Below are 24925 nucleotides of genomic sequence, written 5' to 3'. Positions count from 1 at the left end.
GCCGAGGGCACCGGCGGGACGGCGGTCCGGCGCGGTGCCGTCGCGGCGGCGGCCCGAGGACCGAGCGGAGCGGGTCCGTGCGGGCGGCCGGGGACCCTTCAGCGGCAGAGCTCCATGATGGTGTCGTCGAAGTCCGGATACTCCCGGGTCGCCTCTTCGATGACTTCAGCCGCCGACTGCTTGTGGCCGGCGGCGAATCGTTCGGCTACGGCCGTCAGCCGTTGGTCGGGGTGCGCGGTCCGGTCGGTCTCGTACGAGGTGGCCGCCTCCCAGGGCCCGTATCCGCCGGCCAGCAGCCACAGGAACGCCCACAGGTCGCGCGCCAGGACACCGGTCTCGCCCTCGGACCCAAGGAAGACCACAGGCTGCTCGACGAGCGGGCGGTCGGGGTGGACGAGCCAGAACGCCGCATGACCCCCCGATCCGTCCTGGCCGAACACGCGGAAGCTGTCGCCGTCCAGTTCTCCGTTGCCCGTCCAGGCGCGGAACCAGTCGGTGGTCTCCTCGGCGGACAGGAAGGCCGGGAACGCCTCGAAGTCGACGCCGTCGCCGTCGCCGTCGCCGTAGTCGAAGGGAAGTGCCAGAGAGGCGGCGAGGGCCTCGGGGAAAGCCCGGTCATCGGTAGGGGTCACGCGAACAGGCTAGCGAGCAGCTCTGTCAGTCCAGAGCTGTACGGTCTGCCGAGCCAGTGGCGCCCGACGTACGCCCGCGCGCACCCGGCGATCCGGTATGCGCCTTCCCTGCCGACGGAAGCCGAGCCACGGTTTCTGAAGCTCCAGGTACCGCGTGTCGAGACCGGAGGGGGAAGTGGCATGGCCAAGTGTGGTGCGCCGACCAAGACAGGCGGGCGCTGCCAGCGGAAGGTGGTGACCGGCACCTCCCGGTGTCCGGTCCATCAGGGACCGTGGTCTGCGTACGGTGTGGCACAGCGCAAGGAGAACGAAGCCAAGGAGAAGAAGCGCAGGATCCGTAAGAAGCGCTAGCTCCGGCTGACCCATGGTCGAAATCAACAGCGGCGGACGTGGGCGTTCATGCACGGCCCGGCAGGTTCGACAGGACCACGCGACGGCGCCGCTGGGTCGCGTCCGGATCGCACTCTCCGAGCGGTGATCAGCCGTCGCGTGGCCCCGACACGGGGCGCGGGCTTTCCAGGCGCAGCACGAGTGCGCGCAGAGCACGGAGTTCGGTGTCCAGGGCCTGTGCGCCCTCGCGCGTGAGGGTGATCCACGTCCGGGGGCGTCGACCCGCGTAGCCCTTTTCCGTACTGATCATTCCCGCCTCCTCCAGCACCTTCAGGTGCCGGGACAAGTTGCCGTCGGTAACAGCCAGTTGCTTCTTCAGGAAGCCGAACTCGACCCGGTCGGCTTCGCTGGCGATGGTGAGGACACCGAGCCGCACGCGCTGGTGGACGGTGTCATCCAGTGCCTGGGTGGGATGTGGTCCCTCTTGGTCGTCCCGCGCGGCGGTCGAGTCCTCGACACTCATGAGACGACCGTACGCGCACCGATACCGCCCGCGTCCCGGCGGCGGACCGTCATCGCCCACTCGCACAGACCGGCGAGCAGCAGGAGGGCGGCGAGCAGGAGGGCCTTGGCCTGCGGTCCGTCGACCCAGCCGGGGGCAGCGGGCTGGTACCAAGGGAACCAGCCACTGCCCCAGGAAGCTCCCAGGTATGCGGTGAGCACCAGGGTGTGAGCGGTGCCGGCCACTGCGGCGATCCAACTGCGTTCGGCAACGCCGAGGGCGACGAGACCGATGCCGACCAGGTACCACGGGGAGGCATACCTGTTTTCCAGCAGCATGGCCTCCCACGACTGGTTCCTGCCGAACAGCAGCGCCACCAGGGCTGTCGTGATGACTGCGGTGGCTGCGGCGGCGGCGCCGACCCACATGCCGCGCCGGGGGACGATGCCCCGGTCCTCCCCCCGCAGGCGGTACCAGCGGGCGAAGAGGAACCAGGCGAGAGGGAGGAGCGCGAACCACACACCCCAGGCCGCGAAGCGCAGGACGGCTCCGTCGAACTCGCCTTGCAGACAGGGGGTTCCCGGTTCGTGGACGACGCACAGGCCGGTCAGCTCGGCGTAGGCGAAGGTGGGATAGGACCCGACGTTGCGCCCGTGGGCTCCGAAGTTGAAGGCGTACCGGGCTATCGGAGCGGCCGCCAGTGCGAGGAGTCCGAAGCCGAGCAGGGGGACCCACGCGCCGTTCATCTGCGTGCGGGTGCTGGCCCGGAGGCCTTCCGTCGCGGCCAACAGGGCGGCAGCGTCCGCCCTCGGTTCGGATGGCGCGCCGCTCGATGTGGGTGTCCCCATGTCTCCCCCGCTTGTCGCTTCGGCAGCGCTGGTGAGCGAACCGCCGGACGGCCTGTCCTGCCAACTTTGCGATACAAAGTACATGGCGGTCAAGAGTGAGCAGATGAGTGGCCGACGGTGTCGGCCCAGGAGGCACCCTGCCCATGCCGACGGCCCGCCCTGTTCATGCCGGACTGTGTTGACCGTCGTGGACGACCGTGATCAAGGGGTCGGCACCCGGGGTCTCGAGTTCGTCGATCACCGCCACCGCCAGGTCCTCGGCGCTGATCCAGGAGCGGTCGTCCGCGTCGAGGAGCAGGGTGTCGGTGCCGCGTCGGTAGCGGCCCGTTCGTATGCCGGGTTCCAGCAGGGCCGGTGGGCTCAGGTAGACGTGGTCGGCGTCGGTGTGGGAACGGCAGGTCCGCAGCTGGGCGACCCCGGCGGCGGCGACGGCCTTGATGTCGGGCGGCACGTACGCTGGGTTGTCCGCGACCAGCAGGTCGCGGTCGCCGGGGCTGCGCAGTGCGCCGGCGCCGCCGACGACCAGGACGCGGATGCCGAGCCGAGCCGCCGTGTCCAGCACCGTACGGGTGGCGCCGACCAGGAACCGCTCGTCGACCGGTACGGTGCGCACCGCCAGGACGACGGCGTCCGCGGCCCGGTGGGAAGCGGAGCCCGCGAGTGCCTCGCGCAACGCGTCCGCGTCGGTCGTGTCCACCGCGAGCGGCGTCACGTTCGAGTTCCCGGTGGGCGTGTCCGCCGGTTTCCGGGACAGGGCGAGCACCCGGTGTCCCCGGGCGCCGGCCTCGTCGGTCACCCGGCTGCCGACCATCCCGGTGGCGCCCACCACGGCGATCGTCATGCCGTGGTCCGTCGTTGTCCTCATCGGGTCCGTCCCTCTCGTGTGTGGTCGTTGTGCGAGCCGGTGTTTCGGGGTTGTGGTTCTCTCCGCCCGGGGCGTGCCGTGCGGCCCGGCAGGCGTGGTGAATCGAGTTGCGCCGCGAGCAACGCGGCCAGGGCGAGGACGAAGCCGAAGGTCTGGGGCGGGCTCAGTGACTCGCCAAGTGCCGCGCCGATCACCGCTGCGACCAGCGGGGACAGCAGCACCAGCGGTGCGGAGGCGCCGACGGGCAGTCGTCCGACACCGCGGAACCACAGCGTGGAGGCGATCAGTCCGCCCACGCTGCCGAGCCACAGGTATCCCCCGGCGGCTCCGGCGTCGATGCGCGGCGGCGTCCCCTCGATCGCGACGAGGGGAAGCAACAGCAGGCCCCCCGCCGTCAGTTGCCAGCCGGTCAGGGTGAGCGGACCGACCCCGGCCGGGAGTCCCCACCGCTTGGTGAGGACGATCCCGGCAGCCATGGTGGCCGTACCGCCGAGGCCCGCCAGGACGCCGACGGCGTCCAGCCGGGCCTGTGGCCCCAGCACGACGAGTCCCACGCCGACCACGCCGAGGACACCCCAGGTCAGGCGCCAGACCGTCGGCCGGACCTGGAGCAGCGCCACGGCCAGCCCGGCGACCAGCAGCGGCTGGGCCGCGCCGAGGGTGGCGGCGACACCGCCGGGAAGTCGTTCGGCCGCGACGAACAGGAGGGGGTACAGGGCGCCGATGTTGAGCGCGCCGAGGACGGCGGCCTTCCACCACCAGTCCCCGCGCGGGAGGACGCGGGTGATCGCCAGCGCGAGCAGCCCGCCGGGCAGGGCGCGGAGCATCCCGGCGAAGAGCGGATGTCCCGGCGGGAGCAGTTGCGTGGTGACGACGTACGTGGTGCCCCAGGACGCGGGGGCGAGCGCGGTGAGCGCGGTCAGGGCGGCGGTGGTGGCCGGCCGCGGGGCGTGCGAGATGCCCGGGCTGCCGGGCACCGGCGCGGTCGACGTGGGCGGGGTCTGCATGTGATGAAGTCTCAGAAACGCCCTTCCATGTGTCCAACACATGCTTGTCATCGCAGCCATGAGCCAGAACGATGGATGGGTGGACCTCCAGCAGATGCGCTACGTCGTCGCCGTGGCCGAAACCCGCAACTTCACCCGCGCAGCGGAACGCTGCTTCGTGGTGCAGTCGTCGCTGAGTCACCGGATCGCCGCCCTCGAACGGGAGCTCGGGGTCAAGCTGTTCGCCCGGTCCAGCCGACGGGTCGAACTGACGCCCGCGGGCACGGCGTTCGTCGCCGGCGCACGCGAGTGTCTGGCCGCCGCGGACCGCGCGGCCGCCGACGCCGCCGCCGCGACCGGCGTGGTGCGCGGCCGGCTCGCCGTCGGTGTGATCGTGACGACGGCCGCCGTCGACGTGCCCGAGCTGCTTCAGCGGTACCGCGCGCGGCATCCGGACGTCCGCGTCGCCCTCCGGTCCGGACGCAGTGACGACCTGGCGGCGGCGGTCCGCGGGGGCGAGCTCGACATCGCCTTCCTCGGCGTGCCGGAGGGCGAACCGCCGGTCGGTGTGGAGGCCGTCGTGCTCGGTCACGACCAGCATGTGCTGGTGGTGCCGGCCGGGCACCGGCTGGCGGAATCCGGCCGGGTCACGCTGCGGGACATCGCCGAGGAGACGTTCGTGGACTTCGTGAGCGGTACGCCCGCCCGGGCCCAGTCCGATCAGGCCTTCGCCGCGGCGGGCCTGGCGCGCGAGGTCGCGTACGAAGCCGGAGTCGTCGAGCTGATCACCCAGTTGATCGCGCGCGGGCTCGGCATCGCGCTGCTGCCGTCGGCGTTCATCCGGCCCCGGGCCGCCGGAGACCCCGGGCTGGCGCTGGTCCCGGTGGCCGACGGACCGCGTCGGACCGAGTACCTGGTGTGGAGCCGCTTCAACCCCAGCCCGGCCACCCGGGCGATGCTCGGCGTCCTGGGGGTGGGTGCGCCGTCGGCATGGTCCTGACCGCCGGAAACGCCTCGAGCCCGGCCCGGCTGCGGCTCTACCCTTGCCGCATGGCCCATGGAAAGACCTCGTACGTCTGCCTGCCCTGCCGGGCCTCGTACAAGCAGCCCCACCCCGGCCGGCACGACTCCGGCCGGGTCTGTCCGCGCTGCGCCGGACCGCTGATCCACGTGGGCTCCGCCTTCGCGGCACCCAAGAGGCGGGACACCGCCGCCTGGCGGACCCTCTCTGTGCTGCTGCACGCCGGTGTGCGCTTCCACAAGAGCTGCTGCGGCGGCCCCGGTTACCGCCCCCGCACCCTCGTCGAGGTGCGCGAGCGGATGGCCTTCGCGCGGGCCACCGGAGAACCCTTCGCCCGCGCCTTGATCCGCCGGGACCTGCCCTGACGGTGCGGAAAGCCCGGGGGCCGGGGCCCGTGCGGTGATGCGTCTTGCTCCGGAAGACCTCCGAAACATTCGGCGAGCGGAGCCCATCCCTCCGCCCATGCGGCGGCGGATGACTTTGGACACTCGACGACATCGAGCCGCCAACTGTCGTGTGAGCAGCAGCTATTCGCCTTTCGGCTTTCCCGGATGGTGCCGAAGCTTTCGCGACAAACGCCGAAACCATTGACAGTTGACAGGGGCAGGCCAACACTCCCGGATGACAGAGCTCCCCCATAGACCCACCCCACGAGGACATGGAGGAAGCACCCCATGAACCAGTCATCCGGCCGCTTGCGGCTGCTCCTCAGCGGCGTCTTCACGATGCTGATGGTCGCGGCCGCGGCCCTCACGATGCCGGGCACCGCGCACGCCGACACCGTCGTCACCACGAACCAGACGGGCACCAACAACGGCTACCACTACTCGTTCTGGACGGACGCGCCGGGCACGGTCTCCATGACCCTGTCCTCCGGCGGCAGTTACAGCACCTCATGGCGCAACACCGGGAACTTCGTCGCCGGCAAGGGCTGGAGCACCGGCGCCCGCCGCACGGTGACCTACTCGGGCTCGTTCAACCCGTCCGGGAACGCGTACCTGACGCTCTACGGCTGGACCGCGAACCCGCTCGTCGAGTACTACATCGTCGACAACTGGGGCACCTACCGGCCCACGGGCACGTACAAGGGCACCGTCACCAGCGACGGCGGCACGTACGACATCTACAAGACGACGCGGTACAACGCCCCGTCCGTCGAGGGCGTGCGCACCTTCGACCAGTACTGGAGCGTGCGGCAGTCGAAGCGGACGGGCGGCACCATCACCACCGGCAACCACTTCGACGCGTGGGCCCGGGCCGGGATGCCCCTGGGCAACTTCAAGTACTACATGATCATGGCGACCGAGGGATACCGGAGCAGCGGCAGCTCCAGCATCCGGGTGGGGCCGTGACGGCGAAGCGCGTGCCGATCGTCGTCGCGGCGGCCGCGGCCCTCGTGGTCACGGCCACCACGGCCTCGACCGCCACCCCGGCACGGGCGGCCGCCTGCGGTGCCGGCTACGTCGGACTCACCTTCGACGACGGCCCCTCCGGCACCACGACGCGACTGCTCGGCGCGCTCCGGCAGAACGGCCTGCGGGCCACCATGTTCAACCAGGGCCGCAACGCGGCCGCCGACCCGGCCCTGGTCCGGGCCCAGGTGAGCGCCGGCATGTGGGTCGCCAACCACAGCTACACCCACCCGCACCTGACCCGGCTGAGCCAGGCGCAGATCGACTCCGAGATCTCCCGCACCCAGCAGGCCATCGCCAGCGCGGGCGGCGGCACGCCGAAACTGTTCCGGCCCCCGTACGGCGAAACGAACGCGACGGTCAAGTCGGTCGCGTCCCGGTACGGCCTGACCGAGATCATCTGGAACGTCGACTCCCAGGACTGGAACGGCGCGAGCACCGACGCGATCGTCCAGTCCGCCGCCCGCCTCACCAACGGGCAGATCATCCTGATGCACGACTGGCCGGCCAACACCCTGGCGGCCATTCCGCGCATCGCCCAGGGCCTGGCCTCCCGAGGCCTGTGCGCGGGAGCGATCTCCCCTCAGACGGGCCGCGCGGTGGCCCCGTCCTGAGCGCCCGGCGCGACGGCACACCCGCCGTCGCGCCACGGGCGCGGTCCCGGCGGGCGCCGGGCCGGCGGTTCACAGTCGGCCGTCGGCGCGTGTCGTACATGAGTACGCGTGCTCATGACGTCCCTCCGCTGCCCGTCGATCCTTGACGTATGACGAAACGGGGATTGTTCGGGGCCGGGGTCGCGCTCGTCGGTGGGGTACCCGTGGCCGCCTGGGGGTTGATGGGGCAGCAGAACTACGACGGGCTGCCGGCCAGTGAACTGGACTACGCGTTCCAGCCGTGGGACATCGCGGACGGTGTGGCCGCGGTCGCCGGGGGGCTCGCGTTGGCGCTGGCGGCGGCCGGTGCGGGGGTGCTCGTGCGGGCCTCGCTGCGGGGGGCGCTGGACCGGCGGTGGTGGGGGGTGCTCGGGCCGCTGGTGGTGCTCGGGCTCATGGCCGGGGTGGGGTGGCGGATCCTGACCGCGGGAGGCATCGGGGCCAACATCGGAGCCGGGCTGCTGGTCATCTTCGGTACGCCGGTCGCCGCCGGGCTGCTGCTGTGGTCCCTGGCGTGGGCGTTCTGGCTGGTCACCCGGCACCACGGGCACGAGGGCGGCGCGGACCTGGGCGGTTTCGCCTCCCGCGGGGTGTAGCGGGCGGCCGTGGCCGAAACTCCACGGCAGGCCGGAGGCGGGGAGGGCAACTCCGCGAGCGCGGCGGCGGGTTCACCTAGGTTGGTGGGCCGGTCCCCCCTTCCCACCCCCCCCAGGAGGCCACGCCGTGTCCGATGACAGGCTGCGCGCACGTATCGACACCTCCAAGCCGCACTCGGCCCGCTTCTGGAACTACTTCGTCGGCGGCAAGGACAACTACGAGGTCGACCGCGAGATCGGGGACCAGATCAAGTCGATCTTCCCGGGGCTCGTGGACGTGGCGGTCACCAGCCGCCGGTTCCTGGGCCGGGCCGTCGGGTATCTGGCCGGTGAGCAGGGGGTACGGCAATTCCTCGACGTCGGCACCGGTCTGCCCACGGCCGACAACACCCACGAGGTCGCGCAGCGCGTCGCTCCCGACGCCCGGATCGTGTACGTCGACAACGACCCCATCGTGCTGGCGCACGCGAACGCCCTGCTCACCAGTACCGCCGAGGGCAGGACCGCGTATCTGGACGCCGACCTCTACGACCCCGAGGCCGTCCTTGAGGCCGCCGCCGGCACGCTCGACCTCTCCCGGCCGGTCGGCCTGATGATCCTCAACACCCTCGGTCATGTGGCCGACTACGAGCAGGCGCGCGATCTGGTGCGGCGGCTCATGGCCGGGCTGCCGTCCGGCAGCCACCTGGTGATCAGTGACAGCACCGCGACCAGTGAGGGCATGATCGCCGCGTCCGAGGCGTACAACTCCAGTGGGGCGGTGCCGTATCACGTCCGTGCCGTCGCGGAGATCGCCGGGTTTTTCGAGGGGCTGGAGCTGGTGGAGCCCGGTGTGGTCCGGGTTCCCGAGTGGCGGCCGGGGGCTTCGGGTGACGCCGGTTTCGGGGGCGTCGCCGTGGATGCGTATTGCGGGGTGGGGCGCAAGGTGTAGGTATGTCGTCCCGTGCGGGTGGGGTTGGGCAGGGGTCGCGCAGTTCCCCGCGCCCCTGTCTGAGCGGGTGCGGCGCCGTGGAGGCTCGGCGCGCAGTTCCCCGCGCCCCCAAGAAGGAGCCTCGCCCCGGCGGCCTGTCGCGATGTTCCCCGCGTCCCCCGGGAACGTGCGGCGCCGTGGGGGCTGGTCGCGCAGTTCCCCGCGCCCCCAAGAAAGAGCCTCGCCCCGGCGGCCTGTCGCGGCGTTCCCCGCGTCCCCGAGATGGCCGGGGGGCGTCACCCGTCCGGGTCGGTGGGGGCAGTGCTGGTTCGGTGTCACGGGATAATCGGGGCATGTCCGTCCCTCCCCCCGTGCCCGAGCCCGTCGGTCGGCTTCTCGGGGATCTGTTGGGGGTGGGTGAGGCCTACTCCCTCGTTCTCGGCGGCGGCTACGGGGTGCTGGCGCACGGGCTCGTCGAGCGGGCCGGGCCGGACGTGGACCTGGCGACCGAGCACCCGGCCGCGATGGACGTCATCGCCGGGGCCGTCCGGTCCGGCCTGGTGGGGCGCGGCTGGCTCGTGCGGACCCTGGAGACCGAGCCGCTGACCGCGCAGTTCCTGGTCACGGACGCGGCGAGCGGCACGGAGTGCGAGGTCCGTGTCCGCAAGGAGATGCTGTGGCGCCCGCCCGTGGAGACGGCGCTCGGTCCGGCGCTCGCCCTGGACGATCTGATCGGCACCCGGGTGCGGGACCTGGCCGACCGCGGACTGGCACGCGACCTGGTCGACGTGCACGCCGCCTCGGCCCGCTGGAGCCACCCCGAACTGGAGGAACTCGGCCGCCGCCACGCCCCCGGCACCTTCGACCTCACCGACCTCCAGGCACGGCTGACCGGCACGGACTGGCTCGACGACAGGGCGTTCACCGTCCACGGTCTCGACCCGGCGTCCGTGCCCGGGCTGCGCCGCTGGGCGCAGGAGTGGGCCGACGACATCGCCGAACGCCTCATCGAGGGCGAGGCCCCGGACGAGGAGTGACCGGTCGGTACCCTGACCCGATGGGGAACGGGGCAACCGGTCAGGTGGGAGTCGTCGCCGCGCTGGTGCGCGCGGCGTTCCTGGTCGACGGTGTGTACGCGGAGGCCAGCCGTACGTACGGACTGACGCCGCAGCAGGGGCAGTTGCTGTGCGTGCTGATGGCGCAGCCGTACGGGATGAGCGAGCTCGGCGAGACGCTCGGGCTGGCGAAGTCGAGTCTGACCGGGCTGGTGGACCGGACGGTCCGGCGCGGGCTGGTACGGCGGGAGTCCGACCCGCGCGACGGGCGGGCCGTGCGGGTCGGGCTGACCGACGAAGGGGCCGCGCTCGCCCGGAAGTTCTACGCCGAGACCTGCCGTCGGATGGAGGCTCTGCCGTCCGGGCTGAGCGGCGCCGAGCGGGACCGGCTGGCCGTCCTGCTGTCCCGGGTCGTGGTGGACAACGAGGTCCCCGAGGTGTTCGTGGAGGCCGCGAGGGGCCCGGGCGCCGGCTGAACGACTGACCGGATGACCGACTCGCCGACTGGCCTGGTGGCCTACTGGCGTACTGGCCTTTCCGTCAGCCGCCGCCCGCGGACCTCCCTCAGCAGGGCACCGTCTTCAGCTCCGCCCTCCCCGCCGCGCCCCTCAGCAGCAACGTCACGCCCACCGAGGCCCCGGCCATCGCCGTCATCGCCCAAGCCGGGGAGGTCAGTTGGGCGAGCGACCCCGCCAGCGCCGCCGCCACCCCCTGCATCGTGAGCATCCCGGCCGAGTGCAGCCCCAGGGCGTGGCCCGTGAGGTCGTCGGGCGTCAGGGCCACCAGTCGCTCCTGCTGCACGAGGGCCGCGCCGAACCCCACGGAGGCCAGGGTGACCGCGGCCGCCGCCAGCGGAAGCGCCGGGTGCAGGAAGAACGGCACGTACGGCAGGGCCAGGAGCAGCAGGAGCGGGAAGCCGAGGCGGGAACGCGGGCCGGGCGGCAGCACCCGGCCGACCAGCACGTCCCCGGCCAGCATGCCGAACGCGGCACAGGCGAAGAGGGTGCCTGCGGATGCGGGTGCGTAGGAGACGTAGAGGGATTCACAGCCGACGACCAGGCCGTTGGGGACCCACAGGGCCAGGTAGACCTGCCGTCGGGGCGGGGAGGACCAGAGCAGGGCGTTGGCACGCCAGGTCGCCGACACCGAGGGGCGGCCCGTCGTCCGGGGCGGGCGGCGGGTCAGTCCGAGGCGTACGACCGCGGCCGCCGTCACGTAGAGGGCGGCGGCCACCAGCAGGGACAGCCGGGGGGACAGCAGGGCCACGAGCGCGCCGCCGGTCGCGTAGCCGGTGATCTGCATGAGGCCGCTCATCATGTTGAACACCGAGCGGCCGAGCAGATAGCCGTCCTTGGAGACGATCTCGTTCAGCAGGCCCCAGCGCACTCCCCCGCCCACCGATTCCACCAGCCCCTTGGCGACGACGATCGCGAGGACCGCCCAGACGGCCAGACCGGGCAGGGCCAGTGCGGCGGTGGCCGCGGCGAACAGCAGGGACAGGGCCGTCAGGGCCGCGCGCGGGGGCAGCCGGTCGGCGGCGGAGAGCAGGAAGGTCGCGCCGAGCACCTGCACCAGCGAGGAGCCGAACATGCTCACCGCGGACAGCAGCGGTGACCCGGTCGCCCGGTACACCAGGATGCCCAGGGCCAGGTTGCCCATCGTCTGGGCGACCTGCTGCGCCGACGCGGCCAGGAAGAACGGGGTGAACTCGGGTGTGCGGAACAGATCGCGGTAACTGCGCATGGGCGGAGTCTTCGGCGGCCCCGCCCGCGTGGTTATTGTTTCGCGCAGGCGCGAAACGTCGGGGAGGGGGTGCTCCGTGGGCTGGTGGCAGATCAACGCCGACACCCTGGCGCGGAGCCGGTTCGTGATCTCGCCGTTCGCCGAGGCCTTCGCGAGTCTGCGGCTGCTGCACTCGGCCGAGGCGGCACACCCCGGCGAGCGGCGGTGGCTCGACGCCCATCTGCCGTCCTACCGGCGTCGGCTGGCCCGGGACCCGGTGACCGCGCAGCTGATCAGCGCGGGGATCGGGCGGGAGTGGACGGCCGACTTCCTGTCCCCCGCCCCGCGCGACGGGGAGACCTTCGAGCGGGGCGTCGCGCGGGTGCGGGCGGCCGACCCGGTGGCGGCCCGCACGGACCTCACCGTCTCGCTGCGCGGCCCGGTCCCGCCTCCGCTGCACCGCGACGACCTCCCGGAGCGCGCCGCCGACCTCCTGACGTACGTCTGGACGACGGCGGTACAGCCGTACTGGCCCCAACGCCGGCGCGTTCTGGAAGCCGATGTGGTCGCGCGGACCGCACAGGTCAGCCGGGGCGGCTGGGCGTCGGCGCTGGACACGCTGCGGCCGGGGACGCAGTGGCTCGGGGAGAACCGGCTCCAGGTCAACGCGCACGAGTACCCGCCGCGCGAGCTGTCCGGTGCCGAGCTGGTGTTCGTGCCCATCACGACGCAGCGCATCGGCTGGGTGGCGTGGGAGGGCACGGACCGGTACGCGCTGGTCTACCCGTGCGCCGGGGCGCTGGCCGACCCCGGCGGCAGACCGGTGCCCGCGAGCCTCGGCGCGCTGCTCGGCACGGCCCGCGCCGGTGTGCTGGTCCGGCTCGGCTCGCCGTTGAGCACCAGCCAGCTGGTCGCGGTGACCGGGCAGGGCCTCGGTTCCGTCGGGCGGCATCTGCGGGTGCTGCTGGACGCCGGTCTGGTGGAGCGGCGGCGGGCGGGCAGGTCGGTGCTGTACTCGCGGACGGCGGCGGGGCAGGTGCTGGTGGAGGCCACCGAGGCCCCCCAGAGGCCCGGCACCCGGCGGAGCTAGGGTCTGCTCATGACGACTACCAACGGTTCCTCTCCCCTCGACGTCGAGATCGGTGCGCTCCAGGGCGGCTCCGCCGACCTGTCCCAGTACGCGGGCAAGGCCGTGCTCGTGGTGAACGTGGCCTCCAAGTGCGGCCTGACCCCGCAGTACACGGGCCTCGAGAAGCTCCACGAGCAGTACGCCGGGCGCGGCTTCTCCGTCCTCGGCGTGCCCTGCAACCAGTTCCTCGGGCAGGAGCCCGGCAACGCCGACGAGATCGCCGAGTTCTGCTCGGCGACGTACGGCGTGACCTTCCCGATGACCGAGAAGGTCGAGGTCAACGGCGAGGGGCGGCACCCGCTGTACCAGCGCCTGACCGGTTTCGCCGACGCCGAGGGGCACAGCGGGGACATCCGCTGGAACTTCGAGAAGTTCCTCATCGGCCGGGACGGCCAGGTGGTCGCCCGCTTCTCGCCGCAGACCGAGCCGGACGCGGCGGAGGTCGTCGCGGCGATCGAGGCCCAGCTGGCCTAGAAGGGCGCCGGCGGGGCGTTGACCTTGCCCCTGGGTCAGGCCCGAGTGTCCTCGTCATCGGGCGGAAGAGCCGCCCGGTGACGGAGGATGCCGTGGTGGACGGACCGGAACGGGACCTGGAACTGCTCACCATCGGGGCGTTCGCCGCGCGCGCCCGCCTGTCGGCGAAGGCGCTGCGGCTGTACGACCGGCTGGGCCTGCTGGCCCCGGCGCACGTCGACGCGGGCACCGGCTACCGCTACTACCACGCGGGTCAGGTCGAACGGGCCCGGCTCGTGGCGCTGCTGCGGCAGCTGGACATGCCGCTCGCCCGGATCGCCGAGGTGGTCGCGGCGGGCGACGGGCCGACGGCCGCCGAGCTGCTCGGCACGTACTGGGCGGACGTCGAGGCGCGGGTGGCGGGACAGCGGACGCTCGCCGCATACCTCCGTGGACGACTGTCGGGGAGGAGCTCCGAGATGTACGGGACGTTCACGGTCGAGACGGTGGAGGTGCCCGCCCAGGTGGTGGTCTCCGAGAAGCGGCACACGCTGGCGGCCGAGCTGCCGGCGTGGATCGGGGCTGCACTGGGACGGCTGGAGGAGGCGGCCCGGGAGTGCGGAGGCATGACCGGGGTGCCGTACGTCGCCTATCACGCGGAGGTGTCGATGGAGAGCGACGGCCCCGCTGAGGCGTGTGTGCCGGTGGCCGACGAGGCCGCGGCCCGGGCCTGGGCGCAGCGGCGGGGCAGGGCGTGGGAGACGGCGGTACGGGTGGAACCGGCCCGGCGGCTGGCGTTCACCAGGATCACCAAGGCGCAGGTGGCGTACCCGCAGATCCTGGCCGCGTTCGAGGCGGTGGAGGAGTGGATGGCGGCGCGGGGACTGACGGCGACCGGCCCCTGCCGGGAGCTCTACTTCGCGGACTGGGCGGCGGCCGGCCCCGAGGACCCGGTGTGTGACGTGGCGTTCCCGGTGAGCTGAGCTGTCTCGGAAACCCGTCTCCGGGCACAGGCGGAGCCCTCTCGGCAAGGACGGCGATGCTGGTCGAGAGGGCTCTGCCGGTGACGCTCGTGGTGCTGTCGGTCGGTGGTCAGGCCTTGACCGAGGCCACGAAGGCGCTCCACGCGTCGGCGGGAAACGCCAGCTTGGGGCCCTCGGGGATCTTGGTGTCCCCGAGCTCCAGGGCCTCGTCGACGGTCGACCTGACCATCACGCACGCACCGTTGTTGTTGGTGTAGGAGGACGTCGTCCACGTTTCCGTGGCGCCCAGACGAATTGCCATGATCGCTCCGTTGCCAGTTGCGTTTACGCCAACCCGTGCTGGTGGTTGGCGTGATCGACGCTACTCGCCCACATCCTCGTTCGGAGCAGTCATTCACTCGACCGGATGGCATATTCCAGGGGAGTCTTCCAGCCAGGCGTGTCACGGGGTAGCATCCCGCGTTTTGCCCGGCGGAAGGTCGTCCTCCCGTGACGGCTCAGCGCGCGTACTCCTTCGCCACGTTCTCGATGAGCTGCCGGGACTGGTCCACGTTCAGCGACTGGGCGCGCAGGTGCTCGTACATCACCGTGTACTTCTGCACGTCGAGCGGCTTCTCCAGGTACAGGTCGCTGGTGACGCCCTCGATGTAGACCACGCTGGAGTCGGCCGCGTCGGCGAACTCCAGGATGGAGTACTGGCCGTTGATGCCCGCGTGCGCGCCGACCTCGAACGGCAGGACCTGCACGGTGATGTGGGGCAGTTGCGACATCTCGATGAGGTGCTCCAGCTGTTCGCGCATCACCTGGCGGCTGCCGACGACCCGGTGCAGGGACGCCTCGTCCAGCACCACCCACAGCCGCAGCGGCTCCGTCTCGGCGGTGATACGTCCCTGCCGGCGCAGCCTGACCTCGACGCGCTTGTCGTTGTCCGCCTCCGACGCCTCGGGCGAACCGCCGCGGATGATGGCCTCGGCGTACGCCCTGGTCTGCAACAGGCCGGTGATGATCTGGGGTTCGTAGACTCTGAGCGACTCGGCGTCGGTCTCCAGGCCGATGTAGACGCTGTAGGGGATGTCCCCGAAGGCGTGCCACCAGCCCTGCTGCCGGGAGTCCTTGGCCATCTGCATCAGCGAGTCGACGATGCGCTGGTCCTCGACCTCGTAGACCCCGCACAGGTCGCGGACGTCGCGCTGGCTGATGCTGCGCCGCCCGTTCTCCAGCCGGCTGATCTTCGACTGCGACACCAGCAGCCGCTCGGCCACCTCTTCGGCCGTCATGCCCTTGAGCTCGCGGAGCCTGCGGAGCTCCTGGCCGAGCCGGCGCCGCCTGACGGTGGGATTGACATTGGACGCCACGGGACGTGCACCTCCGGCTGCGTGCCTCTACTTTGCGTATCTGCTGTTGAGCAGACTGCCACCAAGGTGCTTACTACCGCTGGGAAACGGTGGATATGCGACGGGTACACGCCAGTTCGGGCACGGCACGCCGAGCGGGGCGAAGAGAGTCTGCGCTCTCTTCGCCCCGCTCGGACAGCGGCTCCCGTGACCGGGTTCGTGGGTCCCGTGGTGCGTGCACCGGTCGTAGGCCGTGCGGGCGCGGCGCGGCTCAGTGGGCCACGGCGCGCGCCATGGATCCGTGGCGCGGTTGCATCGGAACGCCGCGGGCGGGTTCCGGTGCGGGCCTGGCTCCGCCCGCGGCCTGACGGCCGGGCGGTGCCGGGTTGCGGCGCGGCTGGGCCGCGACGCCGTTCTGGACGTCCATCACCGCGTGCGCGACGAGACCGCCCATGGGGTCGTGCCTGATCAGGTCCCGCAGCCGGGATCGAGAGGAACGCCCCTCGTTGCCCGGGTACAGGTGCTTGCCGAGACCGACCGCGTGAGCGAGTGCGGCGAGGGCCGCGGTCCGCGGGTCCGGCGGTACGCCGGTGCGGATCGCGGAGTCCAGCCGGGCCCTGATCTCCCGGCTGATCTCGGTGTCCGTCGCCTGGTAGCGAGTCGTCGGCAGCACTCCGCACATCTGGCCGGCCACGGCATGCACCATGCCGCACCGCTCCAGATGCGAGAGGTAGGTCTGGCGCAGCCCCAGTCGCGGCCCGCCAATCCAGTTCACTGCCCGCACGGGAGCGCCACGCCTTCGCAGCAACTCCAACGCGCAGTCCAACGTCGGATCTCCAGTCGGCCGTGGTGCCACCACGGCGATACGATCCCCGTCTGGGGCTATCCGTCCGGCCAGCGCCAGCTCTACTAGCTGTGCTCCGGCCAGACCGAGGTCGAGCGACTGCGGCTGTGCGGTGGTACCCGTGGTCGGGTCCAACGCCAGCAGCAGAAGCTCCTCCGGAAGTGTTCTGCGGCTCCTGCCCATCCATGCCTCCCCGCGTGGATGAAAGACAGGGTGACCCCTCTCACATTGGTCTGTCGAGGGTGCGTGACCGGTTCGTAGTGGAACCAGTAGGTATGTCGTTCTCGTCTACCGACTGGGTTTGGCCCGCACACAGGACACTGGTACATGGTTCGGACAGCGCCGAGCGGTGTCACGGGCGGCGGTTCACGGTTCGGTACGCGTACGCGGGGAGTGCGGCGCGAGGAGGAGGCATCGGTGGCGGGCGAGTCCCCCGACAGGTCGAAGCAGCGCGAGTCGTCGGCACGAAGGACGTCGGGGAGCGCGAGTCCGGTTCCGGAGGCCAGGAGCGAATCCGCCGACCCGCGGCTCGCGGTGTCCCGGGACGCGGAGAAGTCCTCGACGCGGGGTGCTGCCGATACGGCGACCCGCGTGCTGTCCACCCGTTCGGCGAAGGACCCGGGCAACACCGGGCGCTCGGCGAACGACTCGGGCCCCGGGGACGCGGCGGCTGACGCCGGGTCGTCGGACGGGGGGTCCTCCGACGCGGGGTCCGCCGACGCCGGGTCTTCCGACGCGGTGTCCTCCGACGCGGGGGGCGGTGACGGGCGGCTGCGGGACGCCGTGGCCGCGTGGGTCGCTTCGGCGGACCAGGAGCCTGGCGACGAGGGCGCCCAGGGCGGCCAGGGGGCCACCGGGCGCACGGATGAGCCCACCGAGCCCACCGAGGCCGGGGCCACGACCGCGGAGGCGGGGGAGCCCGCCGAGACCCGGGAGACCACCGCAGAGGCGGGGAAGCCCGCTGAGGCCGGGCAGGCGGATGAGTCCGCCGGGACCGGGGAGACCACCGCGGCGGCGAACGAGTCCACGGGGACCCGGAAGACGACCGCGGAGGCGGACGAACCCACCGGGGCCCCGAAGAGCGCCGCAGAGGCGCGGAAGCCCGCTGAGGACGGCAAGACCACCGGGCAGGCGGACGAGCCCGTCGAGGTCGGCAGGACGACCGGGCAGGCGAACAAGCCCACCGAGGCCGGAAAGACCACCGCGGCGGCGAACGAGCCCGCCGAGGCTGGAAAGCCCGCCACGGAGGCGGCCGAGCCCACGGAGGCCCGGAAGACCGGCGCGGCGGCGGACCAGCCCACCGAGACCGGCAAGACGACCAAGCAGGCGAACACCCCCGCCCAGGCCGGCAAGACCAGCGCGGCGGCGGACCAGCCCGCCCGGGCCGGGAAGACCACCGCAGAGGCGGGAGGGTCCGTTAAGGGCGGCAAGACCACCAAGCAGGCGAACACCCCCGCCGAGGCCGGCAAGACCAGCGCGGCGGCGGACGAGCCCGCCCGGGCCGGGAAGACCACCGCAGAGGCGGGAGGCCCCGCTAAGGCCGGCAAGACCACCGGGCAGGCGAACACCCCCGCCGAGGCCGGCAAGACCAGCGCGGCGGCGGACGAGCCCGCCCGGGCCGGGAAGACCACCGCAGAGGCGGGAGGGTCCGTTAAGGGCGGCGAGACCGCCGGGCAGGCGGACAAGACCGCCCGGGCCGGGAAGACCACCGAGGCCGGGAAGGCCACCCCCGCCGGGAAGACCGCCGAGCCGGTGGACGAGTCCGCCGGGAGCCGTGAGGGCGTCGAAGGTGGCGCGGACGGCGGTGCTGCCGGGCGCCGTGCGGTCGGGCGGGCCGAGGTGGCCCGGGAGGCCGTGAAGGACGCCGACGAGCCGGAGGCGGACCGTTCCGCCAAGGGTGCCGCCGCCACGACCGACGCCGACGGAAAGCCCCCCACCAAGGCGTCCAAGCCGGTTGATCCCCGGGCTTCCAGCAGTGCCGAGCCCGCCTCCGCGGTCACGCCTGCTGACGAAGAAGCCGAGGGCGCACCGAAGGCCGCCGCCGAACGGCCCGTCGACCAGCCCACCGCCGTCTTCAAGGCCCTGCGGCCCCCGGTCGATCAGCCCACCACCATGCTGAAGCTCGGAGCCGGGACCAAGGACCTCCCCAAGTCGGACCTCCCGAAGACGGACGTTCCGAAGACGGACGTGCCGGAGAAGGACGCCGAGCGGACCAGCAAGTTCGTCGCGCTCAAGCCCTTGGACGAACCGGCGGCCAGGAAGCCGGCCCCGGCCGAGGCCACCGCGCCCGTGCCCACCGTCGGCCCCGAGCGGACCACGCAGCAGCCGCTGCCGCCGAAGCCGCCGCTGGACCTGCTGGCCGAGCTGACGAACACCCCGCCGCCCCCGGAGACCCCGCTGCGGACGGCGGCCCGGCGGGTGAAGATCTGGACGCCGCTGGTGCTGCTGCTCGTGGTGGTCTTCGCGGTCGTGCAGAGTGTGCGCCCGCTGCCCTCACCGACCCTCGAACTCACCGCCGAGGACAGCTACACGTTCAAGGGCGGCAAGGTCGACATCCCCTGGCCCACCCAGGGCCAGGCCGCGCTGGACGTGCAGGGCATCGGCACGTTCGGGTCCTCCGGCGAGCAGAAGCCCGTGCCGATCGCGAGCGTCGCCAAGGTCATGACCGCCTACCTCGTCCTGCGCGACCACCCGCTCAAGAGCGGCGAGGACGGTCCGAAGATCCCGATCGACCAGGCCGCCCAGGACCAGTCCGACGCCGGACAGGAGTCCACCGTCGACGTCACGAAGGGCGACAAGATCACCGAGCGGGAGGCCCTGGAGAGCATCCTGATCGCGTCCGCGAACAACGTGGCGCGACTGCTCGCCCGCTGGGACGCGGGGTCCGAGAAGGCGTTCGTGCAGAAGATGAACGACGCCGCCAAGGACCTCGGCATGAAGAACACGACGTACACCGACCCGTCGGGCCTGAACAACACGACCGTCTCCACGGCCGTGGACCAGGTGAAGCTCGCCAGGGCCGCCATGCAGCAGCCCGCCTTCCGTGAGGTCGCGGCGATGATGTCGTACGTCGACTACAAGGGCACGAAGCACGACAACTGGAACCGCCTGGTCGGCTCCAACGACGTCACCGGCATCAAGACCGGCACCACCACCTCGGCGCTCGGCAACCTCGTCTTCGCGGCCAGGAAGGACGTGAACGGCGAGACGCACCGGATCATCGGCGCGGTCGTGCGCCAGCCCGCCGGCGGCCCGGACAACACGATCCTGGGCGCCGCGCTGCACGAGGGCGACAAGCTGATCCGGGCCGCGCAGGGCGCGCTGGAGTCGGCGACGATCCTGAAGAAGGGCGAGGTCGTGGGCTACGCCGACGACGGTCTCGGCGGCCGCACCCCGGTCGCCGTCACCGAGGACGTCACGGCCGTGGGCTGGGCGGGCCTGTCCGTCAAGCTGACGTTCGCCGGGGACGACCTGCCGCACACGGCCAAGGCCGGGGCGAAGGTGGGCACGCTCACCGTCGGCGACGGCACCACCAGTGCCGTCAAGGTGCCGGTCGCCCTGAAGAAGGACCTGGTGGAGCCCGGCTTCACGGCCAAGCTCACACGACTGGGCTGACCCGGGGCGCGAGCCCGCACCACCGCACCCCGCCGGTAACGGCCCGTCCGGGCGCTGCCCGGCGGGGTGCGTGCTAGCGTCCCGAATCGGGACAGGTCGCCGTTCGCGGCGGCGCGGCGGCGAAGCCGAGAACAGAAGACGGGACACGGGGAGTGCCTTCGAGTGGCCACTGCGGAGCCGACACGCGCAGACGACGCCGATCCGGGCTCGGTATCAGGCCCGCGAATACGCCTGCCCGAAACGCCTGAGACATCTGGAACAGCACAGCCGCGCGAGACACCGGGAACGCCTGCGGACGGCGGGGCCCGGTTCGAGTGGCCCGCCTCCGTGCTGGCGCTGCGTGAGCGCATGCTGCGGCACCCGGTCCTGTCCATCACGGGCCTCGCCGCGGTGCTGCACATCCTCTGGTTCTTCACGTTCGCGAACAGCGGGGGCGATCTTGCCGCGCAGGACGCCTGGGCGGAGTTCGTCGGCCGGCATCCGGACTCGGCGTACAACCTCGCCTGGTACGGCGGCATGCACCCGGTGTCGTACAGCGTGGTGTCGCCGTATCTGATGTCCGTGCTGGGCGTGCGGACGACGATGATGATCGCGGGGACGGTCTCGGCGGGGCTGCTGACGCTGCTCCTGCTGCGCAGCCGTTCGGTCCGCAATCCGCTGTGGGCGTCGCTGGCGGGCGTGTTCGGGCTCTTCTGCAACGCGGTGTCCGGGCGGGTGACGTTCGGTCTCGGCATGATGTTCGCGCTCGGCGCGGTCGCCGTCGTGTTCTGCTGGCCGTACCGGTGGCGGTACAAGCGCTGGGCGAAGGCCCTGAGCGCGGCGCCGCTGGCCGCGCTGGCCACCATGGCGTCGCCGGTCGCGGGCCTCTTCGTGGGCCTGGTGGCGGTGGCGCTGTTCCTTCAGAAGCGGCGGCCGGGCGCGTGGGCGCTGGGGCTTGCGCCCACGGCGGTGGTGGCGCTGTCGGCGTGGCTGTTCCCGTTCTCGGGGACGCAGCCGATGATGATCGGCTCGGTGCTGCTGCCGCTCGCGTTCTCGGTCCTCACCTGTCTGCTGGTCCCGCAGGAGTGGAAGACGGTCCGGCTCACGGCCGCGGTGTACGGCCTGGGGGTCGTGCTGGTGTGGCTGATCAGCTCCCAGATCGGTTCGAACATCACGCGTCTCGCGATGCTGTTCGCCGGGGTCACGCTGGTCGCCGCGCTGCCGTTCACGGTGCCGCGCAGCCGCAAGTGGTACGCGGCGGTGGTGGCGCTGTGCGGTTTCGGGGTGTGGATCGGCTTCAAGACGGTCGACGACATCGTGCACACGGCCCCGGCGGCGTCCTGGTCGCGCGAGCTGGCGCCGCTGGTCAACGAGTTGCAGCAGGTCGGTGCCGAGAAGGGCCGGGTCGAGGTCGTCCCCGCGCGTTCCCACCGTGAGGCCTCCGCGCTCGCCCCGTACGTCAATCTGGCCCGCGGCTGGAACCGGCAGGCCGACATGGAGCGCAACCCCCTCTTCTACGACGACACCCTCAACTCGGCGAACTACCACGAGTGGCTGAAGCGCTGGGCCGTGCACTACGTCGTGCTGCCGAAGGGCGAGCCCGACGGTGACGGGGGGCAGCGGGAGCGGGCTCTGGTGCGGCGCGGGCTGCCGTATCTGACGCAGATCTGGGGCAACGACACCTGGCAGCTGTTCAAGGTGACCGCGCCCACCCAGCTGGCCGAGCCGAACGCGGTGGTCGAGCGGGCCGAGCAGGGCGAGATGGTCCTCCAGGTGAAGAAGGCGGGCCGGATCCTGGTCCGCATCCCGTACTCGCCGTGGCTGAGCATCGTCGACGCGCAGGGCAAGAGCCTGAAGCCGCCGCAGGAGACGGAGGAGTCCGCGAACCGTCCCGAGGACGAGCCGAAGACGTACGTGAACGTCAACGGCTGCCTGGCGGAGACGGAGGAGGACGCGCAGGGCGACAAGTGGACGGAGCTGCTGGCTCCCAGGGCCGGGACGTATCGCCTGGCGGCGCCGTACCAGTTCCCGCGGGGCACTCCCTGCCCGGAGGAGCTGCGCTGACCGGTGCGCGGTCCGCCGGATCGCGCCCCTCCGAACCCCTCGTTCCCGTTCGATTACAGTGCTGAGCTGTCGTACGTATGGACGGTGCCCCGGGGAGGTCTAGGTGGGTGCGACTGCCGGCGCCGTCTGGGGCCGTACAGAGCAGCAGGACTTCCGCAGCCGGGTGCGGGGGACCCTGCTCGGCGTGGCCGTGGGCGACGCGCTGGGGGCGCCGGTCGACGGGCTGACCCTGGACGGGATCAGGGAGGCGCACGGGGCGGAGGGCCTGGTGGACCTGGCCCCTGCCTACGGCAGACGCGGCGCCGTCACGCACCTCACCCAGCTCACGCTGTTCTCCGTCGACGGGCTGATCCGGGCGCAGGTCAGGCGGGACACCGGTGCCTGGCATCCGCCGACCGATCTGCACCGGGCGTATCTGCGCTGGGCCGCGACCCAGCGCGACTGGGGGCCCGACGAGCGCCGCAAGGAGGACGGGTGGCTGGCGCGGGAGGAGTGGCTGTACGCGCGGCGGGACCCCAGTCGCGCCCTGCTGCTGGGGCTCGGCGATCCGACCATGGGCACGCCGGAGGCGCCGAAGAACCCCGGTGAGGCCGGACCCGAGCCGGCGGCCCGGTCCGCTCCCTTCGGGCTGCTCGTGGGCTGGGAGCCGCAGCTGGTGGCCCAGCTGGCCGTCGAGTGCGCGGCGCAGACCCACGGTCATCCCACGGCCTGCCTCGCGGCGGGCGCGTACGCCGTGATCGTGCACGCGCTGGCGCTGGGCGAGAGCCTCGACGGTGCCGTGCAGCGGGCCTTCGGGCTGCTGGCCGCGCGACCGGGGCACCAGCCGGTGTCGGAGGCGTTGCAGCACGCGCTGGGCGCGGTGCGGCAGGGGATGCCCGGTCCGGAACGCGTGGCGGAGCTGGCCGGGGCGGGTACGGCGCAGGGGCTCGTCGCCGCCGCGGTGTACTGCGCGCTGGTCGCGGCCGACGTCCGGCACGGGCTGTGTCTCGCGGTGAACCACGACGGCCCGTCCGCCACGACCGCCGCGCTGACCGGCGGCCTGCTCGGTGCCCTGCACGGCGAGACGGCCCTGCCGCCGGGCTGGCTGGCCGAGCTGGAGGGCCGCCCCACCATTCTGGAACTGGCCGACGACTTCGCCATGGAGATGACCCAGGGCCCGGCCCTGCACGGCCCGGCGGGCTCCTCCCCCGGCTGGCTGGCCCGCTATCCGAGGGCCTGACCCGACGGACCCACGTCCATGCGGCCGGGCGGTACACCCCCTCGTGCGGGGGTGTACCGCCCGGTCGTGGCAGCGGGGTCAGTCCTTGGCGGTGCGGACCACCTCGTCCGTGGGGGACGGCGGGGCGGGGATCCGGGCCGCGGCCGATCCGTCGTCGTCGGTGTTGATGCGTTCGATGATCGCCAGCCGCTCCGGTGTGTCCTCCGGCCGGAGGAAGCCGACGAGGATGTACAGGACCAGTGAGACGGCCAGCGGGATCGAGACCTGGTACTGGAGGGGCACGCCGCCCTCGACGTTCCAGTGGATCGGGTAGTTCACCAGCCAGAAGGCGAGCAGGCCCATCGACCAGCTGACCAGGGCCGCGGTCGGGCCGGAGCGGCGGAACGCGCGCAGCAGGCCCAGCATCATCGGGATCGCCATCGGGCCCATCAGGCCGGCCACCCACTTGATGACGACCGTGATGATGTCGTTGAACGTGGGCGAGTTGACCTGTGTCGCCGCCGCCATGGACAGACCGAGGAAGACGACCGTCGCGATCCGGGCGACCCGCAGGCCCTGGCTCTCGCTCCAGGCCCGGGCCCGCGCCCAGATCACCGGCGCACAGTCCCGGGTGAAGACGGCCGCGATGGCGTTGGCGTCGGAGGAGCACATGGCCATGGTGTGCGAGAAGAAGCCGACGATGACCAGGCCCAGCAGGCCGTGCGGCAGGAGCTGTTCGGTCATCAGGGCGTAGGAGTCGGAGCCGTCCGGCTTCTGTGACTCGACCAGCAGCGGCGACATCCACATGGGGAAGAACAGCACCAGCGGCCAGACCAGCCAGAGGATCGCCGACAGCCGGGCCGACCGCTCGGCCTGCTTGGCGTTCGGTGTGGCCATGTAGCGCTGGGCCTGGTTGAGCATGCCGCCGTTGTACTCGAAGAGCTTGATGAAGAGGAAGGCCAGCAGGAACACCGTGCCGTACGGCCCGACCAGCGGTTTCTCGTGGCCCTGGAGCTCGGGCGAGTCCCAGACGCCGAAGAAGCCGCCGTGGTCGTCGAGGCGTACGACGACCGCGACGAACATCGCGACGCCGGCCAGCAACTGGATGACGAACTGGCCGAGTTCGGTCAGCGCGTCCGCCCACAGGCCGCCGATGGTGCAGTAGATCGCCGTGATGGCGCCGGTGATGAGGATGCCCTGGTTGAGGGAGATGCCGGTGAAGACGGACAGCAGCGTGGCGATCGCCGCCCACTTCGCGCCCACGTCCACGATCTTCAGCAGCATCCCGGACCAGGCCAGCGCCTGCTGCGTCTTGAGGTCGTAGCGGTTCTTCAGGTACTCCAGCGGGGAGGCCACATGGAGCCGGGAGCGCAGCCGGTTGATGCGCGGGGCGAACAGCTTCGACCCGATGGCGATGCCGAGGGCGATGGGGAAGGACCAGGTGACGAAGGACGTGACGCCGTAGGTGTAGGCGATGCCCGCGTACCCGGTGAACATCACCGCGCTGTAGCCCGACATGTGGTGCGAGATGCCGGAGAGCCACCAGGGCATCTTGCCGCCGGCGGTGAAGAAGTCGCTGACGTTGTCGACGCGTTTGTGCGACCAGACGCCGATCGCGACCATCACGGCGAAGTAGCCGATGAGCACGGCCCAGTCGAGACCGTTCATGTGCGCCCTCCCAGGGATCAGCCCGGCGCTCATCGTGGGCGCTACCGCGTGAACACGACAAGTGAGCGTAAGGTCAAAGGGAGGTAAAAATGTTCGATGTGATGGCCTTGGTTCATCCATATGAAC

At 71.9% G+C, this 24925-nt stretch carries 24 protein-coding genes; 14 read left to right on the top strand and 10 right to left on the bottom strand.

Features of this window, described 5'->3' with window-relative positions; all coding sequences use genetic code 11:
* Positions 1-98: 98 nt before the first annotated feature.
* From AB0I06_RS15425 to AB0I06_RS15405, 5 genes are all read right to left on the bottom strand, one after another.
* Complete coding sequence (locus AB0I06_RS15425) at positions 99-632, bottom strand: SMI1/KNR4 family protein (RefSeq protein ID WP_363119287.1); 534 nt, start codon at positions 630-632, stop codon at positions 99-101.
* A 478-nt stretch (positions 633-1110) separates the two neighbouring features.
* On the bottom strand, positions 1111-1485 hold the full coding sequence (locus tag AB0I06_RS15420) for a transcriptional regulator (RefSeq protein WP_363119286.1): 375 nt from the start codon (positions 1483-1485) through the stop codon (positions 1111-1113).
* On the bottom strand, positions 1482-2210 hold the full coding sequence (locus tag AB0I06_RS15415; RefSeq protein WP_363119285.1) for a hypothetical protein: 729 nt from the start codon (positions 2208-2210) through the stop codon (positions 1482-1484). The genes AB0I06_RS15420 and AB0I06_RS15415 overlap by 4 nt, the downstream gene beginning before the upstream one ends.
* Before the next feature lie 265 nt (positions 2211-2475).
* A complete protein-coding gene (locus AB0I06_RS15410; protein ID WP_363119284.1) occupies positions 2476-3177 on the bottom strand; it encodes an NAD(P)H-binding protein in 702 nt (233 codons plus the stop codon).
* Positions 3174-4184: an EamA family transporter gene (locus tag AB0I06_RS15405; protein ID WP_363119283.1), complete on the bottom strand. Its 1011-nt coding sequence runs from the start codon at positions 4182-4184 to the stop codon at positions 3174-3176. Before AB0I06_RS15405 ends, AB0I06_RS15410 begins: the two co-directional genes overlap by 4 nt.
* 79 nt (positions 4185-4263) lie before the next feature.
* Here AB0I06_RS15405 and AB0I06_RS15400 point away from each other — a divergent pair, with 79 nt between their 5' ends.
* From AB0I06_RS15400 to AB0I06_RS15365, 8 genes are all read left to right on the top strand, one after another.
* Positions 4264-5163, top strand: a complete 900-nt coding sequence (locus AB0I06_RS15400) for a LysR family transcriptional regulator (protein ID WP_363119471.1) — start codon at positions 4264-4266, stop codon at positions 5161-5163.
* 50 nt (positions 5164-5213) lie between these two features.
* The gene (locus AB0I06_RS15395) at positions 5214-5549 is read left to right on the top strand and encodes a deoxyxylulose-5-phosphate synthase (protein ID WP_363119282.1); all 336 of its coding nucleotides are present in this window, start codon (positions 5214-5216) and stop codon (positions 5547-5549) included.
* A gap of 309 nt (positions 5550-5858) precedes the next feature.
* Entirely contained in the window at positions 5859-6536 is a 678-nt protein-coding gene (locus AB0I06_RS15390; RefSeq protein ID WP_363119281.1) for a glycoside hydrolase family 11 protein, read from the top strand.
* Positions 6533-7210 (top strand): polysaccharide deacetylase family protein, encoded by a 678-nt coding sequence (locus AB0I06_RS15385; protein ID WP_363119280.1) that lies wholly within the window; start codon positions 6533-6535, stop codon positions 7208-7210. Before AB0I06_RS15390 ends, AB0I06_RS15385 begins: the two co-directional genes overlap by 4 nt.
* A 149-nt stretch (positions 7211-7359) precedes the next feature.
* On the top strand, positions 7360-7845 hold the full coding sequence (locus tag AB0I06_RS15380; RefSeq protein WP_363119279.1) for a hypothetical protein: 486 nt from the start codon (positions 7360-7362) through the stop codon (positions 7843-7845).
* Between the two features lie 127 nt (positions 7846-7972).
* A complete protein-coding gene (locus AB0I06_RS15375) occupies positions 7973-8776 on the top strand; it encodes an SAM-dependent methyltransferase (RefSeq protein ID WP_363119278.1) in 804 nt (267 codons plus the stop codon).
* 332 nt (positions 8777-9108) lie between these two features.
* Positions 9109-9792 (top strand): hypothetical protein, encoded by a 684-nt coding sequence (locus AB0I06_RS15370; RefSeq protein WP_363119277.1) that lies wholly within the window; start codon positions 9109-9111, stop codon positions 9790-9792.
* Positions 9793-9812: 20 nt separating this feature from the next.
* Positions 9813-10286, top strand: a complete 474-nt coding sequence (locus tag AB0I06_RS15365; protein ID WP_363119276.1) for a MarR family transcriptional regulator — start codon at positions 9813-9815, stop codon at positions 10284-10286.
* A gap of 88 nt (positions 10287-10374) precedes the next feature.
* Here AB0I06_RS15365 and AB0I06_RS15360 read toward each other — a convergent pair whose 3' ends face one another.
* The gene (locus AB0I06_RS15360) at positions 10375-11553 is read right to left on the bottom strand and encodes an MFS transporter (RefSeq protein ID WP_363119275.1); all 1179 of its coding nucleotides are present in this window, start codon (positions 11551-11553) and stop codon (positions 10375-10377) included.
* A gap of 76 nt (positions 11554-11629) precedes the next feature.
* On the opposite strand from AB0I06_RS15360, the gene AB0I06_RS15355 reads away from it, so the two are divergent.
* The 3 genes from AB0I06_RS15355 (at position 11630) to AB0I06_RS15345 (ending at position 14097) form a co-directional block, all read left to right on the top strand.
* Positions 11630-12622, top strand: a complete 993-nt coding sequence (locus tag AB0I06_RS15355; RefSeq protein WP_363119274.1) for a helix-turn-helix domain-containing protein — start codon at positions 11630-11632, stop codon at positions 12620-12622.
* Between the two features lie 9 nt (positions 12623-12631).
* On the top strand, positions 12632-13135 hold the full coding sequence (locus AB0I06_RS15350) for a glutathione peroxidase (protein WP_363119273.1): 504 nt from the start codon (positions 12632-12634) through the stop codon (positions 13133-13135).
* A gap of 77 nt (positions 13136-13212) precedes the next feature.
* Positions 13213-14097, top strand: coding sequence for a MerR family transcriptional regulator (locus AB0I06_RS15345; RefSeq protein WP_363119272.1), 885 nt, complete (start codon positions 13213-13215; stop codon positions 14095-14097).
* Between the two features lie 109 nt (positions 14098-14206).
* On the opposite strand, the gene AB0I06_RS15340 is transcribed toward AB0I06_RS15345, so the two are convergent.
* The 3 genes from AB0I06_RS15340 to AB0I06_RS15330 form a co-directional block, all read right to left on the bottom strand.
* Positions 14207-14398: a DUF397 domain-containing protein gene (locus AB0I06_RS15340; RefSeq protein WP_102912542.1), complete on the bottom strand. Its 192-nt coding sequence runs from the start codon at positions 14396-14398 to the stop codon at positions 14207-14209.
* A gap of 196 nt (positions 14399-14594) precedes the next feature.
* Positions 14595-15452 carry a helix-turn-helix transcriptional regulator gene (locus tag AB0I06_RS15335; protein ID WP_363119271.1) on the bottom strand — a complete coding sequence of 286 codons (858 nt, stop codon included), beginning with the start codon at positions 15450-15452 and terminating at the stop codon, positions 14595-14597.
* A gap of 250 nt (positions 15453-15702) precedes the next feature.
* Positions 15703-16458, bottom strand: coding sequence for a GPP34 family phosphoprotein (locus tag AB0I06_RS15330; protein ID WP_363119270.1), 756 nt, complete (start codon positions 16456-16458; stop codon positions 15703-15705).
* Between the two features lie 408 nt (positions 16459-16866).
* On the opposite strand from AB0I06_RS15330, the gene AB0I06_RS15325 reads away from it, so the two are divergent.
* The 3 genes from AB0I06_RS15325 to AB0I06_RS15315 all read left to right on the top strand — a co-directional run bounded on the left by AB0I06_RS15325 (position 16867) and on the right by AB0I06_RS15315 (position 23152).
* Positions 16867-19890, top strand: a complete 3024-nt coding sequence (locus AB0I06_RS15325) for a D-alanyl-D-alanine carboxypeptidase (protein ID WP_363119269.1) — start codon at positions 16867-16869, stop codon at positions 19888-19890.
* A gap of 162 nt (positions 19891-20052) precedes the next feature.
* Positions 20053-21933, top strand: coding sequence for an MFS transporter (locus tag AB0I06_RS15320; RefSeq protein WP_363119268.1), 1881 nt, complete (start codon positions 20053-20055; stop codon positions 21931-21933).
* A 103-nt stretch (positions 21934-22036) separates the two neighbouring features.
* Positions 22037-23152: an ADP-ribosylglycohydrolase family protein gene (locus AB0I06_RS15315; RefSeq protein ID WP_363119267.1), complete on the top strand. Its 1116-nt coding sequence runs from the start codon at positions 22037-22039 to the stop codon at positions 23150-23152.
* 78 nt (positions 23153-23230) lie between these two features.
* Here the strand turns inward: AB0I06_RS15315 and AB0I06_RS15310 are convergent, their stop codons facing one another.
* Positions 23231-24799, bottom strand: coding sequence for a sodium:solute symporter family protein (locus AB0I06_RS15310; RefSeq protein ID WP_363119266.1), 1569 nt, complete (start codon positions 24797-24799; stop codon positions 23231-23233).
* Positions 24800-24925 lie beyond the last annotated feature (126 nt).

Origin of the sequence: Streptomyces sp. NPDC050674, assembly GCF_040654575.1 — a bacterium.
Classification (GTDB): domain Bacteria; phylum Actinomycetota; class Actinomycetes; order Streptomycetales; family Streptomycetaceae; genus Streptomyces.
Note: the sequence above shows the minus strand (reverse complement) of the source record. Positions and strands in the feature narration are given on the sequence as shown.